13 protein-coding genes are annotated in these 15,814 nt (G+C 44.7%); 5 read left to right on the top strand and 8 right to left on the bottom strand.

The window, feature by feature from the left end; translation table 11 throughout:
• Positions 1 to 495 precede the first annotated feature (495 nt).
• Entirely contained in the window at positions 496 to 948 is a 453-nt protein-coding gene (locus IRJ16_RS22025; RefSeq protein WP_194114009.1) for a PA2169 family four-helix-bundle protein, read from the top strand.
• Positions 949 to 1,231: 283 nt separating this feature from the next.
• A complete protein-coding gene (locus tag IRJ16_RS22020) occupies positions 1,232 to 2,584 on the top strand; it encodes a GH1 family beta-glucosidase (protein WP_194114007.1) in 1,353 nt (450 codons plus the stop codon).
• A gap of 6 nt (positions 2,585 to 2,590) precedes the next feature.
• Here the strand turns inward: IRJ16_RS22020 and IRJ16_RS22015 are convergent, their stop codons facing one another.
• Both IRJ16_RS22015 and IRJ16_RS22010 read right to left on the bottom strand, forming a co-directional pair.
• Positions 2,591 to 4,699, bottom strand: a complete 2,109-nt coding sequence (locus IRJ16_RS22015; RefSeq protein WP_194114005.1) for a tetratricopeptide repeat-containing sensor histidine kinase — start codon at positions 4,697 to 4,699, stop codon at positions 2,591 to 2,593.
• A gap of 123 nt (positions 4,700 to 4,822) precedes the next feature.
• On the bottom strand, positions 4,823 to 6,004 hold the full coding sequence (locus IRJ16_RS22010; protein ID WP_194114003.1) for an acyl-CoA dehydrogenase family protein: 1,182 nt from the start codon (positions 6,002 to 6,004) through the stop codon (positions 4,823 to 4,825).
• Positions 6,005 to 6,182: 178 nt separating this feature from the next.
• Between IRJ16_RS22010 and folB the strand changes: the two genes are divergently transcribed.
• Together folB and IRJ16_RS22000 are read left to right on the top strand one after the other, a co-directional pair.
• Complete coding sequence (gene folB / locus IRJ16_RS22005) at positions 6,183 to 6,533, top strand: dihydroneopterin aldolase (protein ID WP_194114001.1); 351 nt, start codon at positions 6,183 to 6,185, stop codon at positions 6,531 to 6,533.
• 11 nt (positions 6,534 to 6,544) lie between these two features.
• The gene (locus tag IRJ16_RS22000) at positions 6,545 to 7,942 is read left to right on the top strand and encodes an FAD-binding oxidoreductase (protein WP_194113999.1); all 1,398 of its coding nucleotides are present in this window, start codon (positions 6,545 to 6,547) and stop codon (positions 7,940 to 7,942) included.
• A gap of 96 nt (positions 7,943 to 8,038) precedes the next feature.
• Here IRJ16_RS22000 and IRJ16_RS21995 read toward each other — a convergent pair whose 3' ends face one another.
• Positions 8,039 to 8,485, bottom strand: coding sequence for an acyl-CoA thioesterase (locus IRJ16_RS21995; RefSeq protein ID WP_194113997.1), 447 nt, complete (start codon positions 8,483 to 8,485; stop codon positions 8,039 to 8,041).
• Between the two features lie 139 nt (positions 8,486 to 8,624).
• On the opposite strand from IRJ16_RS21995, the gene IRJ16_RS21990 reads away from it, so the two are divergent.
• Entirely contained in the window at positions 8,625 to 9,065 is a 441-nt protein-coding gene (locus IRJ16_RS21990; protein WP_194113995.1) for an Hsp20/alpha crystallin family protein, read from the top strand.
• 274 nt (positions 9,066 to 9,339) lie between these two features.
• On the opposite strand, the gene IRJ16_RS21985 is transcribed toward IRJ16_RS21990, so the two are convergent.
• The 5 genes from IRJ16_RS21985 to IRJ16_RS21965 all read right to left on the bottom strand — a co-directional run bounded on the left by IRJ16_RS21985 (position 9,340) and on the right by IRJ16_RS21965 (position 15,726).
• Positions 9,340 to 10,152 carry an enoyl-ACP reductase FabI gene (locus IRJ16_RS21985; protein WP_194113993.1) on the bottom strand — a complete coding sequence of 271 codons (813 nt, stop codon included), beginning with the start codon at positions 10,150 to 10,152 and terminating at the stop codon, positions 9,340 to 9,342.
• A gap of 307 nt (positions 10,153 to 10,459) precedes the next feature.
• Positions 10,460 to 11,218 carry an energy transducer TonB gene (locus IRJ16_RS21980; protein ID WP_194113992.1) on the bottom strand — a complete coding sequence of 253 codons (759 nt, stop codon included), beginning with the start codon at positions 11,216 to 11,218 and terminating at the stop codon, positions 10,460 to 10,462.
• Between the two features lie 141 nt (positions 11,219 to 11,359).
• Positions 11,360 to 13,015 carry a DNA repair protein RecN gene (gene recN / locus IRJ16_RS21975; protein WP_194113991.1) on the bottom strand — a complete coding sequence of 552 codons (1,656 nt, stop codon included), beginning with the start codon at positions 13,013 to 13,015 and terminating at the stop codon, positions 11,360 to 11,362.
• A 157-nt stretch (positions 13,016 to 13,172) separates the two neighbouring features.
• Positions 13,173 to 15,239, bottom strand: coding sequence for a M56 family metallopeptidase (locus IRJ16_RS21970; protein ID WP_194113990.1), 2,067 nt, complete (start codon positions 15,237 to 15,239; stop codon positions 13,173 to 13,175).
• Between the two features lie 118 nt (positions 15,240 to 15,357).
• Positions 15,358 to 15,726: a BlaI/MecI/CopY family transcriptional regulator gene (locus IRJ16_RS21965; RefSeq protein ID WP_194113989.1), complete on the bottom strand. Its 369-nt coding sequence runs from the start codon at positions 15,724 to 15,726 to the stop codon at positions 15,358 to 15,360.
• Positions 15,727 to 15,814 lie beyond the last annotated feature (88 nt).

Raw genomic sequence — 15,814 nt, 5'->3', positions numbered from 1 at the left:
AAACTGACGCTAAAGTCTTTTTTACAACAGTCTTGTTGCTGGTTTTCAACTGGTCATGCTAGTTTGATATACGCAATTTCCGTGCCTGTGGTTTCCCGTCGTGTTAAATTAAGGAATGGTTGTTGTCTTTAAGTTAATATTAAATTAAACACGATAATATTATGGGTGCAATTCGTTATACAATTTTATTATTGATCATTAGTATGTTAAGCAGCTGTCAGTTGATTGGCGACATATTTAAGGCAGGGTTTGCGGTAGGCATCATCGTGGTGCTGGTCATTATATTCATTGCTATTTGGTTAATATCTGCTTTTAAAAAGTAACCTTCGTTCTCCATTTTACTGTCTGTTTTGTCGCACAATTTTGTCGAAGTGTTGCTATTTCAGGTCGCTAGATTGTTTTCGGGTCAATAGTTTATTGAGTTTAATATTTTTCATTTAAATTAAACACTTCTACGGGGTCGATGTTGTTCAGGTGTACCAACATCAACATTTTATGGAAAATACCACCAATACAACTATCGAAGACCTGAACGATCTTATCCAGATCCACAACGACAGGATAAAAGGATATGAGAATGCTATGGCCGACCTTAAAGAGAGCGACGGTCAACTAAAAAGTATCTTTGTCGAATGCATCAGCGAAAGCCATCAGTTTAAATTGGCATTAGCTACAGAGGTTGCCGCCCTGGGTGGTGATATCGAAACAGGGACAACCTTGTCCGGTAAATTGTATCGCACCTGGATGAGTGTTAGAGATGCATTCGGAAAGACGAATAAGTCGGTTTTGGCCAGTTGTGAGTTTGGAGAGGATGCTGCACAGAAAGCTTACCTCACCGTTCTTCAGGACGAAGGGCTTCCTTCTTATTTACAGTCCATTATCATTAACCAGCAAAGCCAGCTCAAAGTAACGCACGACAAGATCAAAGCTTTACGCGATATGGAATAACATCAAGCCGCTCCCTAATACGGAGCGGCTTTTATATTTATAGAGTTAACATAAACATTACACGCTGGTTATTTGCAGTTAATGGCATCTGCTTAACTTAGTGATTAATAAATTATGAATGGTATGAAACTAATAGCTAAGATCATAAGCCTTATAGGTATCCTGCGTGAGCGCTTAGTATTGAATAGCATGCGTTCATCATTTATGCATTGATGTTTTGCCGGGTAGTGAGCACTATCCCGATAAAGATCAGTAATTTAGCACCGGCTTGCGGGCGCTGTAAATGGAAGATATATATATTAATAAAGCGTCTTTTGGCGACGATTTTTCATGGGGTGTTTCCACTGCCGCTTTCCAAACCGAAGGGGCGTGTAGTGAAGATGGTAAAGGCGCCTCTATTTGGGACGAATTTACCCATCGTAAGGGAAAGATCTTAAAAGGCGAAAGCGCCGATACAGCCTGCGAATTCTATCTTAACTATCAACGGGACATTGATCTGGTAAAACAGATGAACATCCCTAACTTTCGTTTTTCTATCGCCTGGTCGCGTATTCTTCCGCAAGGTGATGGCGAGGTCAATCAAGCCGGGATAGATCATTACAACAACGTTATCAATTACTGTCTGCAGCAAGGGGTCGAGCCATGGCTCACCATCTATCATTGGGATCTGCCCCTGGCACTCGAAAAGCAGGGCGGTTGGACAAACCGTAATATAATTGAATGGTTCATTAATTACGTAACTATATGCGCCAACAGTTTTGGCGACAGGGTTAAGCATTGGATGGTGATGAACGAACCCGCTGTGTTTACCGGTGCCGGTTACTTTTTAGGCGTACATGCGCCGGGCCGAACAGGGGTGAAGAATTTTTTACCTGCAGTCCTTTATGCGTCATTATGTTTAGCGGCCGGCGGTAAAAAGCTGAAAGAGATATTGCCTGGATCCGTAGTTGGTACTACATTTTCTTGCTCAGCAGTTGAACCTTACACTAGTAAACAGCGGGATATCAACGCCACCAAACGTGCCGATGCCATCATTAACCGTTTGTTTATAGAGCCGGTGATGGGCTTAGGTTACCCAATGGCAGATGTGCCTGTGCTTGAAGGTATAAAGAAACTTATGCAGCCCGGCGATGCGGATGCGCTTAAATTCGACTTTGATTTTATTGGCTTGCAATGTTACACTCGCGAGATGGTCCGCTTCTCGCTGTTCACCCCTTACATATATGCCACTTTGGTAAAGGCCGAAAAACGTAACGTGCCGCTAACGCAAATGGGGTGGGAGGTTTATCCGCCATCGATATATCAAGTGTTGAAACGTTTTTCTGCATATGCTCCAGCCAAAGCATTTTATATTACGGAGAACGGGGTAGCTTTTGAAGACCAATTGATAGACGGCGAAGTGAACGATACCCAACGTGTAGATTATCTGCAAAAACACATTGGCCAGGTTTTAAAGGCAAAGAATGAAGGCGTAAATGTTAAAGGATACTTTGTGTGGACGCTGACCGATAACTTTGAGTGGGCCGAGGGCTATCATCCGCGCTTTGGTTTGGTGCACGTAGACTTTAAAACCCAGCAACGCACTATTAAAGCTGCAGGTAAGTGGTACGCCAATTTTTTGGCCGGAAATGAGTAAGATATTTTAGGCTGATGCCTGAACTATCGGTGATACCACATTCTTTTTTAATCGCACAAAAAAAGTCGCGCCGCCATCGGGGTTATTCTCGAACCATAATTTACCCTGATGTTTTTCTACGATCTGGCGACAGATAGATAAACCCAATCCGAAAGACTTTTCACCCAAAGTACCCGGGCGTTTGGCATGCGTGAACATGTTAAATACTGAATCCTTAATTTCGACCGGAATGCCTATTCCCCGGTCGGCTACAGCTACTTGTATCTCTTTATCCTCGTCGGTAATTGTTACCCTGATATCCGAACTTACCGGGCTGAATTTGATGGCATTACTGATAAGATTACTCATTACCCGCCATATCTTGCCCCTGGTGATCAGTAATAATTCCGGGGTAGGCAAAGTGGTCAGGATGATCTTTTGATTTTTTTCGGCGGCTTTAAAACGCATCAACTCCACGCTGTTGCTGATCAATGAATTGATATCGACCGGCTGTGTTGGTAGTTCGCCCTCTGTAGTACTCGTAGTTGCTTCCAGTATCTCGTTGATCAGTTCTAATGAGTCGTGAGCCGTCTCTTTAATAACATCCAGAAACTCTTGCTGCTCATCGGTGTGTCCGCCCTCGTCAGACAGGGCATTGGTAAGCGAAGCGATACCACCTAAAGGGTTTCTAAGGTCGTGCGCCACGGTGCGTAGAATGCGGTCCTTCTCTTGTATGCTGCTTTCCAGATCGGTCAGGGTACGTTCCAAGTCAGTTTTTTGGATCAGGATCTGTTTGTTAAGCGAACTTACCATCAACATTTCCTGACGCGAACGTTTCCAGTTGCGATAAACCAAAAGGATGATCACCAGCGACATGGAAATAAATATGATGCCGGCATATTTGTAAATGCGTTGAGTGTTTTGCAGTGCTAATATCTGGGTCTGCTTTTGCATGCTGGCCAGCTGCTCATTCACGTTGGCTTCCTTCAGCGTGCGCCCTTTGATCAGCAACGAATCCTTTATCCGGTGGAATACCTTAGCATAAGGATAAGCTTTGCCCAGATCATTCTTCTTTTCATAATACCTGGTCATCAGCATATTCCACATACCCTCGCCATCTGCCGATGGTAAGCTGTCCAGTTGGGTACGGATAACTTTCAGCAGGTCAAAAGCCACATCGTCTTTCCCTTGGCCCATGTATAGCTGCACCATTTGTAATTCGGATAAATGGGCATCGTGGTTGTCATTCCCTTTTTTAAGGTTAGTAACTACTCCTTTTTTTAATAGCTCAATGGCCTTGTCTATTTCACCTTTGTTTTCGTAAATATCGGCCATGTTGCCATAAACTACAGCCCGGGCAACTTCTATAATATTAGCCCTGCCTTTGTATTTATCCGCATTTGTATCCAGATATTTAAGGGTCTCCTTGAAATAAAAGTCGGCACTGTCCAGCTTTTCCTGATTACGGTAGCTGAGCGCGATATTATCTAAAACCTCCTGCTGACGAAAGAACGATATAAATTCCTCTTTGCAGGCCTTGTTCTGCTCAAAACTTTGCTTAAAATAAGTGACCGCGAATTTATAGTTAGCTTGCTTGTAGGTGATCATACCCATGCGATAGGTGTATGATGACAGCGTGCAATTGTCCAAATTGTCATGAGCCAACAGATAGCCCTGATAATAAGCGGTGTACGAGTCGGAATGTCTCCCTAATTCGAACAACGCATCACCACGAGCGAAGTTGCCATCGGCCATAAAACTGATATAACTTTTTTTGTTAGTCATTTTACTTGCAGTGGCCAGCATGCTGTCGGCATACTTTAAGGCTTGCTCATAGTCGTGCGTGCCACGGTTATGATACATAAAATGAAAGCCGTAAATGCGATATTGATCGGTAAGGGTAAGGTTTGACAGCCCATTGGTGGCCGAATCAACATAAACGATGGCCTGTTTATCTTTGCCTAATTCAAGCAGGCGATTAGTAGAATCATAGATGGGTTTGAACGCTTTAGAGTGCTCAACGTCATCTTTTTGATCACTGTGGCACTGCGAAAAAAAGCCTATTGCGATAAGCGACCAAAGTATGGGGCGAAGCGAATAATTGAGATAAGCAAGTCTAAATGTGCGGAAGGGCATCCAGTGTAATAGTTATAACAAATATACCCCAATTACCTGTGACAAGCAAGATTTAACTCAAAAAATATTCTTTATAGTTGTGGTATTAAGCTGACCGTCCGATCTTTCTTTTAAGTAGATAGATCACTTAAAAGCGTCCAGTCCGGTAACATCATGCCCGGTAATGAGTAAGTGTATATCATGCGTTCCTTCATAAGTAACTACCGATTCCAGATTCATCATGTGGCGCATGATAGAGAACTCGCCGGTGATGCCCATCCCGCCCAGCATTTGGCGAGCGTTGCGGGCTACGCTCAATGCTGTCTCCACACTGTTGCGCTTGGCCATAGATATTTGGGCAGCGGTGGCGCGACCGTCGCTTTTAAGTACCCCTAACCGCCAATTGAGTAATTGGGCTTTGGTAATCTCGGTGATCATCTCAGCTAATTTCTTCTGTTGCAATTGAAACCCGCCAATAGGTTTGCCAAACTGCACACGCTCTTTTGCATAACGTAAAGCCGTATCATAGCAATCCATAGCAGCGCCGATAGCACCCCAGGCAATACCAAAGCGAGCCTGGTTCAAGCAACCGAGCGGCCCTTTAATTCCGGCCGCTCCGGGTAAAAGGTTTTCTTTAGGTACCTTTACATTATCAAACACCAATTCGCCGGTTGCCGACGCCCTTAAACTCCATTTGTTATGGGTCTCAGGCGTGCTGAAGCCCTCCATGCCGCGCTCAACGATCAGTCCGCGGATCTTGCCCAACTCATCTTTGGCCCATACCACCGCTATATCGGCAAAAGGCGCATTGGATATCCACATTTTAGCACCGTTAAGTATGTAGTGATCACCTGCATCTTTAATATTGGTGACCATGCCGCCCGGGTTAGATCCATGGTCAGGTTCGGTCAGGCCAAAGCAGCCCATTAGCTCGCCGTTGGCTAATTTTGGTAGATACTTTTGTTTCTGCTCTTCAGATCCGTAAGCATAGATCGGGTACATCACCAGCGAGCCTTGTACGGATGCAGTAGATCTTATGCCCGAATCGCCCCGCTCTATCTCTTGCATAATGATGCCGTAAGCGGTATAGTCTAATCCTGCGCCGCCGTACTCAACAGGGATGGTTGGCCCAAAAGCGCCGACGCCTGCTAAACCCGGTATCAAATGCTTAGGGAATTCGGCCCGTTGTGCATGATCTTCGATAATAGGAGAAACCTCCTTCTTTACCCAGTCTCGTACCGATTGCCGAATGAGTTTATGCTCATCGGTCAGCAATTCATCCATCAGATAATAATCAGGCGATTCAAAAAGATCTGCTTTAGGCATAGTTGGGTGGCGTTAATAAGCAAATCTAATAATTAACCGCAAAGTTTAAGTTTTCTTCTGTAGAGACACGATACCTCGTGTCTTCCGTTTGCGAGATCCATTAGCGTGGTTTGACATGCATAGGCTGAGACACGAGGTGTCGTTTCTCTACAAAAACAATTATTACCTTTGGAAATACATGATCACAGTCAGTTTACACGGTGCGGAGTTTTTCGCGTATCACGGTTTCTATCCTGAAGAGCAATTGTTAGGTAATAAGTTCATTATCGATATCTATGTCGACTTTGAAACAGATGCCGACCTGTCGGCTGATGAATTAAGTGATACGGTAAACTATGAGCAGTTATACAATATCGCTAAAGAGGAAATGGCCAAAACAGCCAAGCTTTTAGAGACCGTTGCACACAACATCACCAAGCGTATCCGGGACGAGCATCCCTATCTGCTAAGCATCCGTGTAGCACTAAAAAAACTGAACCCACCATTACAAGGCCGTGTAGCACACTCGGCCGTTACCATAACCGTATAACAAATAGACCTATGGGATATAATAAGATAACGCCCGAATTATTGGCAGCATTTACCGAAATAGTTGGCGATAAATTTATCATCACCTCCGGCGAGGAAATGGAACGCTACTGCCATGACGAGACCGAAGATCTCCGTTATTATCCCGAGGTAGTTGCCAAGCCTAACACGCCCGAGCAGGTATCGACGTTATTAAAACTCTGTAACGATAACCTGATCCCGGTAACCCCGCGCGGAGCAGGAACGGGTTTGAGTGGCGGCGCATTACCTATCTTAGGCGGATTACTCATCAGCATGGAGCGTTTTAACAACATCATCCAAATTGACGAAGACAATCTGCAGGCTACGGTAGAGCCCGGCGTGATCACCGAGGTGTTTATAGACGCTGCGGCCGAGAAAGGCCTGCTTTATCCTGTGGATCCTGCAAGTAAGGGAAGTTGTTTTATCGGCGGCAACGTATCTCATGGATCGGGTGGACCAAGGGTGGTTAAGTACGGCACCATTCGCGAATACATCCTTAACCTGCAAGTAGTATTACCTAACGGCGAGATCCTGTGGACCGGCGCTAATACATTGAAATATGCTTCGGGTTATAATCTTACACAATTGTTTATAGGATCAGAAGGGACTTTCGGTATCGTCACCAAGATCGTAGTGAAGCTTGTACCTAAGCCGGATCATAATGTATTAATGTTAGCCTCATTCGGTACTAATGAAGCAGCTTGTGGTGCAGTCTCAGCGATATTTAGAGCGGGTGTTGTGCCGTCGGCTTTAGAGTTTATGGAGCGTAGAGGAGTTGAATGGGTGATCGAGCACGATGGCATAGTATTCGATTTAAAGGATGACATCAAAGCATTCCTGCTCATCGAGATAGACGGTAATAATATGGACACCATATTTGATGCCGCCGAAAAAGTGAACGCAGTGCTGGAGGAATTCGAATGTAAAGACGTCCTCTTTGCTGATACATCCGCCCAAAAAGAAGAGCTATGGAAGATGCGCCGCACCATGGCGGAGTCTGTGAAATCGAACTCAGTTTATAAAGAAGAGGATACCGTAGTTCCGCGTGCGGCTTTGCCTAAGCTGATAAACGGTATTAAAGAAGTAGGCAGCCGTTATGGCTTCCAGTCCGTTTGTTATGGCCACGCCGGCGACGGCAACCTGCACGTAAATATTATTAAAGGCGACATGAGCGACGAGGATTGGAATACTAAACTAAAAGGCGGCATCCGAGAGATATTTGAACTGACCGTAGCCTTAGGCGGCACCATTAGTGGTGAGCATGGCATTGGTCTGGTACAAAAAGAATTTATGCCGCTGAAGTATTCGGAAGTTCACTTGAACCTGATGCGTGGCATCAAAGCAGTATTTGACCCCAACGGTATTATGAATCCGGGGAAGATATTCTAAGGTCAGTGGAACCGTGATCGGTTGATCAGTGACCAGTAATTACGCTTTTTAACTAATCACTGATTGACTGGTCACTATTCACTACGCCGCAGGTGGCTAATTCGTATTCGTTATCAACCCCGGCTCGTCATACTCTATCATCCGTTGGCGTTCGGCAGTCGGTATCCCGATTGGTTTCTTAGCGGTATAATCATAGCTCACACACAAGCTTTTGCCGGTGGTGCAGATCTCTTCGCCATGTTCGGTCACCTTTACTAACACGTGCATTACGTCAAAGCTACTGTTGCCGATACGTGATGTGCGGATGTAGCATTTGATCTGGTGGGTAATGGTGAGGGGTTTCAGGTAGTTGATCTCGGCTTTGCCTAAGATCACCCCCGACTTGCCCATGTCCCATTGAATGATCTCTTTCCAATAAGCCTGACGAGCTATCTCAAAATAAGTAAGGTATATGGTATTGCTTACATTCCCAAAGGCATCGATATCCGAAAAGCGGATGGGGATGGGGGTGCTATATCTGTAATCAGCTAAATTTTCAGCCATTTTATGTCTTTTTGTCGGTAGATGTTGGTTTGTGCAGACAAAGTGTCTGCTGTTTTGATGGAAAAACGCCTTGGTACGTGCGTTGATATATCAGCTACGAAAATAATAATAAGTATTATAACATTTAGGAGGATATAACATGACCTTAGTAAAATTTAACAACGGACACAAACAACATCCAGTAAATCCATGGTTCAGCGACGTTTTTAACGCTATCGCTAACGATTCTTTTATTAACGACAGACTTTTAACTAAAGTACCTGCCGTAAATATTGCCGAGACCGAGAACGAATTCCATATCGAATTAGCGGTTCCTGGTTTAAAGAAAGAAGACTTTAAAATCAGCCTGGATAAGGATGTGTTGAGCGTATCGGTAGAAAAGAAAGCTGAAACTACCGACGAGACCAAGAAATACAGCAAGAAAGAGTATAGCTACAAGTCTTTCGTTAGGTCATTCACCTTGCCTGAAACTGTCGATCATGCTAACATCAATGCTGAATACACTGACGGTATCTTAAAATTGATCGTAGCTAAAAAAGAAGAAGCTAAGATCCAGTCGAGAGAGATATCTGTAAAGTAAGGTGAAAGGAAAAAGGTTAAAGCCGAAAGGTTTAGAAACCTTAAGCCCGAGGCAACGCAAGGCTTAAAAAGAGCGTTTTTATAATAAGTTGAGTTTTTAGAGAGTGGTTGATGAGTGATGGAAAAGGCCGGCCTGCGCAAGCAGCCGGCCTTTGTGTTAATCCTCCCAACCCTCCCTAAAGGGAGGGCGTAAAAAGCAAAGGAGCATACTCGATATCGAATATGCTCCTTTGCTCTTTCGGACTTTCGGTCTTTCCGACTTCCGGACTCACAAACTACTTCTCCATCTGAGCGATAACATCAGCTGTTACGCCGGTGTGCGAGAAACCACCATCGTGGAAGAGGTTCTGCATAGTTACCATTTTGGTCAGATCGCTGAACAAGCTTACGCAGTAATCAGCGCACTGATCTGCACTCGCATTACCAAGCGGACTCATTTTCTCGGCATAATTAATAAAGCCGTCGAAACCTTTAACGCCTGAGCCTGCTGTGGTGCGGGTAGGTGATTGCGATACGGTATTGATACGCACATTCTTTTTAACACCATATTGGTAACCGAAGTTACGGGCAATGCTCTCCAGATAAGCCTTGTTATCGGCCATATCGTTGTAGTCAGGGAATACACGTTGGGCAGCGATGTAGCTTAGCGCTACTACCGAACCCCACTCATTGATCGCGTCCAGCTTCATGGCGGTAGCCAATACGCGGTGTAAGCTCAATGCTGATATATCGAAACCCTTGTGGGTAAAATCGTAGTTATTTTCGGTGTAGTGGATGCCTTTACGCACGTTCACACTCATACCGATCGAGTGTAGCACAAAGTCAACACCGCCGTTAAAATGTTCCTGCGTTTTGGTGAACAGGTTTACAAGGTCGTCGTTATTGGTCACGTCGGCACCAATAATTGGGGCATTGCATTCTTCGGCCAATTTGTTCAGCTCGCCCATACGCAAAGCGATAGGAGCGTTAGATAGCACGATCTGTGCACCTTCCTGAACTGCACGTTGTGCAACCTTCCATGCGATCGACTGCTCGTTAAGCGCGCCGAAAATAATGCCCTTTTTACCTTCTAATAAATTATAAGCCATACTCTGTTGTTGTTTTATAAAGCGGTGTAAAGTTATAATTAATTGAGAAATTGGGAATTGTTAATTTTTTGTTTCGTTTGACGAGTCTGACCAGATGCTGTAGAGCTTACACACAGATGTTCAGAGCGTTCATGTTCACGCGTGAACACGGGGTAGGCAATGTATGTAACTTGTTGATATTCAGTATAGAAAATTTGAGCCGTGAACACAGGTTTGATGAACATTTTTTATAACTAACTGATAGTCAACTATTAGTGGTGTTAACGGTAGGGCTTTTCCCGTGAACGATCGTGAACAAGCTTCTTAACTACTTTCCAACCAATTTAAATTCGAACGCTACCAACTTTGTGGTCTTTAAATATCTGCCATTCAAAATGCCCGGTTTCCATTTCTTTGCCCGTTTTATTGCGGCGATTACCCTGTCCTCGCATCCATAACCAGTGCCCTTAACGATCTTGAAGTTTTGCGGCGAGCCGTCTTTAGCTATCTCGAATTCTATTTCGACACCACCTTCAATGCCATTATTCGCAGCTTTTTCGGGATAACTAACGCTATGTTTGATGAATTCAATTAGTTTATCGATGCCTCCGGGGTATTCCGAGTCATGCTTATATATACCCGGCCCGCAATCAAAACAGGCCTCGTTACTGATCTCGTACTTGACCGGGAATTTTTTGCGATCACCTATTTTTGATGAGGTGATGAGGATAGGTTCTCCCTCATTGATATTTTTCGGCTGCTCCGCAGGTAAGGTGATAGAAATGAAACGACTCCCCTTATTATAAACCCAAGTCCCGTTCTGCACACCAATAACCAAAATGCTGTCCTGCCATCTTGCTCCCTTAAGTTGGAAGCGGCCATCTTTATCGCTCCTGGTAAAAAGTTCCAAGCCATCTAAATTCCTATTACGAGATAACAAAAGAACATTTGGTGCAGGTGCGCTATCGTTGTTGTAAACTATACCTCTCAAATGAATGGTATCTTGAAGTACGGTTATGAATTTCTTTTGAGCAAGACCATTCTTGCCCAAGATCATAATGAATATTAGGAGTAGGTTGTATTTCATTCTTCTATTATTTCATACTACCGGTGCACGCGTAACGTTGCATGAATATTGTCTGAGCTCAAATTTGTCGAATCGATTAATTGTTCGGAATTCTGCTTATTCTTAAATTCCGTAAATTATGGTTCAGACAAAATTCACCGATCACTGACCCAACAACTCCCTCGCATTCTGCAACGCACTTTCCCCAGGTTTATCACCACTCAACATCTTGGCTATCTCGGTAACACGTTCGGCATCCGTCAGGCGGCGCATACGGGTGCGGGTAATGTCTTCGGCGTTGTCTTTGTAAACAAAGTAGTGACTTTTGCCTTTGCTTGCCATTTGTGGTAAGTGGGTGATGGTGATCACTTGCAGGTTTTGCGCTAATTGCTCCATGATCTGCCCGACTTTGTGCGCTACCTCGCCGGATACGCCTGTGTCTATCTCGTCGAAGATGATCGTCGGCAGGGCGGTGTAACGCGCTATCAAAGATTTGATGCTCAGCATCAAACGGGATAACTCACCGCCTGATGCTACCTTGCTCATTTCAGCAAGTCCGTGACCTTTATTAGCTGTGAATAGGAATTTAACGAAATCGATACCGTTATCTCCTAAGCCTGCTGGTTGCGTCAGTTCTATCTTTAGGTTTGAGTTGCCCATACCCATTTCGGCAAGCGTCGCCAAAACTTGTGTCTCGATAGCCGGGATGGCTTTGGTGCGGTTGGCAGATAATTGCTCGGCTATAGTTTGTAGTTCTGCTTGTTCGGCTGCTATTTGTTTTTGCAGTTTTTCTACGGCCTCATCGCCGAAGACGGCTTGTTGTATCTTGTCCGACAGGTCGTTTTGTATCGCTAACAATTCTACATTGGTGCTTACGCGGTGTTTCTTTTGCAGGTTATAGATCAGGCTTAAGCGGGTATTCACTTCCTCGGCGCGGGCCGGGTCGGTCTGTGTTTGCTGCTCTATGGCTTCTATCTCGGTCGCGATATCTTTTAACTCGATGATAGTGCTATGCAGGCGTTGCGACAGTTCTTCGATCGACGGATTATATTTCTCGGTAACCGATAATTGGTGACCGGCCTCACGCAGTTGGAACAACGCGGCCGTGTCGCTCTCGTTCATCAGGTAATAGGCGCCTGAGAGGTTTCGCTTGATTTCGTCCGCATTGTTCAAGGCGTAGAGTTCCTTCTCTAACGATTCCTGCTCGTCTGCGGCAAGCGCGGCTTTTTCCAGCTCATCAAACTGGAACTGGAAATAATCCAGATCAGCTTTGGCTTTTTCGTTATCCTCGGTCAGTTGTTTTAATTGAGTATTCAGCTTTTTAAAGGCGCGGAACTTGGTCTGATAAGCTGACAACTCCTCCTGATGGCCCGCGGCAGCGTCGACAACCAATAACTGAAATTGCGGGTTACTGATCTCTAAGGTAGCATGCTGCGAGTGTATCTCGATCAGCTTTTCGCCTATGGCTTTCAACGTATTCAGATTGACCGGAGTGTCATTAATAAAGGCACGTGAGCGACCATCGGCACTGATCTCTCTGCGCAATACCGTCTCGGTTTCGTAGTCGAGGTCGTTATCCTCAAAAAAGTTCTTCAGATGGAAGCCGTCTATCTTAAAGGTACCCTCGATCACGCATTTCTTTCGCTGATCAAAAAAGTAACGGCTCTCTGCCCGCTGACCAAGGATCAGCGATAGCGCACCCAAAATAATGGACTTACCCGCGCCGGTCTCGCCGGTCAGTATATTCAAGCCTGCATCAAAACTGATCTGCAGGTTATCAATCAAAGCGTAATTAGTGATATTAAGCTGTTGCAGCATAAAATTATCCCTTGTTTGTTTTTCAGCGACTAAATTACAAATAATGGAATGGGATAGGAGAGGGGATGTGATAAAATTGTTAGCAATGCTTTGCCAATAAACAACAAAGCCCGGCAATGATCATTGCCGGGCTTTAAATACGGTATCTAAAGATCAGTTATGGCTTCTTCCTGATCACGGTATCTACCTCCGCTCTTGAGCGGGCGGCATCTATCTCGTGTTTAACGTAGCCTTTCACATTTCTGTTGATATTATTGCGTTGCACAGTGTCTACACTACGGGTACGTTTTAGGTAGCCTTTGCTATCGCGATCAACCTTTTGGCGTATAACGGTATCGGTTTGGTTATCATAATTGAATTTGATATCCATATCCTCGAACTGCTTGCCCATTTTTTTGCCAAATTCTTCCATCTTCTTTTGGAATTCGGGACTATCGAACTGTTTACCAAAGGCCTCCATCTTTTTCTTGAATTCGGGGCTATCGTAGTATTTTTCGATATCCTTGATGCTCTTTTTAAAAGCCGGGCTTTCGTAATACTTGGTCATTTCTTTAACCTTGGCTTTAAATTCGTCGCCTTCGTAATACTTGGCCATCTCCTCAACTTTTGCTTTAAATTCGGGGCTGTCATGGTGCTTTTGCAGATCGGTTATTTTAGCAAGGAACTCAGGGCTGCTGAACTCTTTGGCCATTTTAAGCGACTGCTCTACCAGTGCCTTCTGTTGTTTTTGAAATGCAGGCGAACTGAATTGTTTAGCCATGGCTAAAGACTTGGTCGCCAATTCTTTTTGCAGCTTCCTAAATTCAGGCGTGTTCATCTTGGCAGCCATTTCTTCACCCATTTTTTTAGACAAGGCAGCTTGCTTTTCCCAAACTTCGCTTGGGAAATAGTTGTCCAGCTTCATAGATGAGATAGAATCCATCTTGAACATCAGATTGGCAGGCTTGCCTATAAATTCCTTACGGTCTTTCTCGGGCAGTTCGCTCACCGAATTGTATTCCCTTTTGTTACCGTTCTCGTCCTCGATAACGATCTTGTATTTTTTGTTATTGATGATGGTGTCGCGGAAATCAGACTGCTTGTAGTTGCCGTCCTGGTAGCTAATGTTGATGCTCTTTTTACGTTTTTGTACCGACTGTACGGTATCTAAAGCAGGTTCGGGTGCGGTAAGTACCCTTACTACTTTTTTAATGGCCGGGGCATTTTTAATGACCACTTTACCATTTTTGATCTCGGGGTTCAGCCAGGCAATGCTGGTGATAGCGGTGGTGAGCGCCAGTACGGTTATGAGTACAGGGCGTATATTTACGGTTTGTGTTTTGGTTTTCATGATGCGTTCAATACGGTTTAACAACTTGTATTTTTTGGTAGACGCGGCAAGGGCCAGTTGCCATTGTTGCTGCTGGTTAGATTCCTCTAACTTCAGCAAAGCCTGGGCATAGCTCAAAGGGGAGCCGGTGCTGCTGATCACCACATCGTCGGCACAGTGTTCGCGCTCCTCGTTTATCCGTTTGCCTATTAGGGAAGCAAAAGGGTTAAAGAACAGCAGGATACCCATCACTTGCTGAATAAAATTCAACAAGTAATCGTTGCGTTTAACGTGGGCCAACTCGTGGAGCAGGATAGCCTCGATCTCGTCGGTCGATAGTTTACAGGTGATCGACACAGGCAACAAGATCATCGGTTTAATAAAGCCGGTAACACAAGGCACATCAACCCACTCGCTAAAAACAACTTTAACCTTTTTACTGATGTTGAGTTGCTTGGCCAGGTAGTTAACAATGTGCTCGTAACCGGAGTCGCTGATGTTTTGACGGATGCGGTAAATGCTGTTCCAGGCCAGCCCCAACTTTAGGGAGTTGAATACCAGTCCCACAACATAAACAGCAGTTAGATAGGGCATGTAAGCAGATATGGTAAAGTAAAGGCGGTTAGCCGGGGCCTTAACCTGGGCCATTATAACGGGTAGGTCCAATGGCGATACCTGCAATTTGGTGGTAGATAGCCACTCGTACTTGCCGCACTCTTTAAACAAGGTGATAACAAACCATATTAACGTAGCGGTCAGCGCGCCGTAGCTAACCTTATACTTAGTGGCCGCTGATGCCGCCGGAAAAGCCAGCATAAACAAACGTAATGCGATAAAGACGATTAACCCCTGCCACAAACTGTGGATGATGGTTATCCCTAAAACCTGACTGATGTTGTATAACAGATCTTGCATTGCTATATTATTTATATTGCCCTATCAAACTAAATACGCCCTCGCCACTTTCCAACCTAACTTACTATACTTAAAATCTAACTGATCAACCGCTCACCGGTTAACTGATCACCGATCACTATTCCTCAAACTGCTGCAGATACTTCTTAATAGCATCTATCTCGTCGCTTGATGCCCGGTGCTGACCTAATGCCTGTATCACCAGACCAGCGGTAGAGCCTTCAAAAACTGTCGATATGATCTTATCAAGTGCCGACTGCTGGGCCTGTTCCTGGCTGGCCAGTGCCTTGTAAACGTGGGTCTTTGAAGTTGCGTCACGCTCAACAAGGCCTTTGTCGTTCATGATCTGCATTAGCTTTAGCGTAGTGGTGTAGCCGGCATCTTTAGTTTTTGCCAGCTCCTCGTGCACATCCCTAACTGTACACGCGCCCCTTTTCCAAAGCACACTTAAAATTTCCAGTTCACTATCGGTCGCTTTAATATTCATCACGTTTCTCAGTTCTACGAAGTTTGTCGTACAAATATGTACGATGATTTTCGTATATCCAAATTATTTTTTACTTTTTTATAATAGA

This window comes from Mucilaginibacter myungsuensis, from assembly GCF_015222005.1.
Classification (GTDB): Bacteria; Bacteroidota; Bacteroidia; order Sphingobacteriales; family Sphingobacteriaceae; genus Mucilaginibacter; species Mucilaginibacter myungsuensis.
This window is presented reverse-complemented; position numbering and strand designations above follow the sequence as displayed.

Coding starts and splice junctions, on each gene's coding strand:
- IRJ16_RS22015 (WP_194114005.1), bottom strand. CDS start 4,699: ATGCCCTTCCGCACATTTAGACTTGCTTATCTCAATTATTCGCTTCGC.
- IRJ16_RS22020 (WP_194114007.1), top strand. CDS start 1,232: ATGGAAGATATATATATTAATAAAGCGTCTTTTGGCGACGATTTTTCA.
- IRJ16_RS21995 (WP_194113997.1), bottom strand. CDS start 8,485: ATGGCTGAAAATTTAGCTGATTACAGATATAGCACCCCCATCCCCATC.
- IRJ16_RS22000 (WP_194113999.1), top strand. CDS start 6,545: ATGGGATATAATAAGATAACGCCCGAATTATTGGCAGCATTTACCGAA.
- folB (WP_194114001.1), top strand. CDS start 6,183: ATGATCACAGTCAGTTTACACGGTGCGGAGTTTTTCGCGTATCACGGT.
- IRJ16_RS22025 (WP_194114009.1), top strand. CDS start 496: ATGGAAAATACCACCAATACAACTATCGAAGACCTGAACGATCTTATC.
- IRJ16_RS21990 (WP_194113995.1), top strand. CDS start 8,625: ATGACCTTAGTAAAATTTAACAACGGACACAAACAACATCCAGTAAAT.
- recN (WP_194113991.1), bottom strand. CDS start 13,015: ATGCTGCAACAGCTTAATATCACTAATTACGCTTTGATTGATAACCTG.
- IRJ16_RS21970 (WP_194113990.1), bottom strand. CDS start 15,239: ATGCAAGATCTGTTATACAACATCAGTCAGGTTTTAGGGATAACCATC.
- IRJ16_RS21980 (WP_194113992.1), bottom strand. CDS start 11,218: ATGAAATACAACCTACTCCTAATATTCATTATGATCTTGGGCAAGAAT.
- IRJ16_RS21985 (WP_194113993.1), bottom strand. CDS start 10,152: ATGGCTTATAATTTATTAGAAGGTAAAAAGGGCATTATTTTCGGCGCG.
- IRJ16_RS21965 (WP_194113989.1), bottom strand. CDS start 15,726: ATGAATATTAAAGCGACCGATAGTGAACTGGAAATTTTAAGTGTGCTT.
- IRJ16_RS22010 (WP_194114003.1), bottom strand. CDS start 6,004: ATGCCTAAAGCAGATCTTTTTGAATCGCCTGATTATTATCTGATGGAT.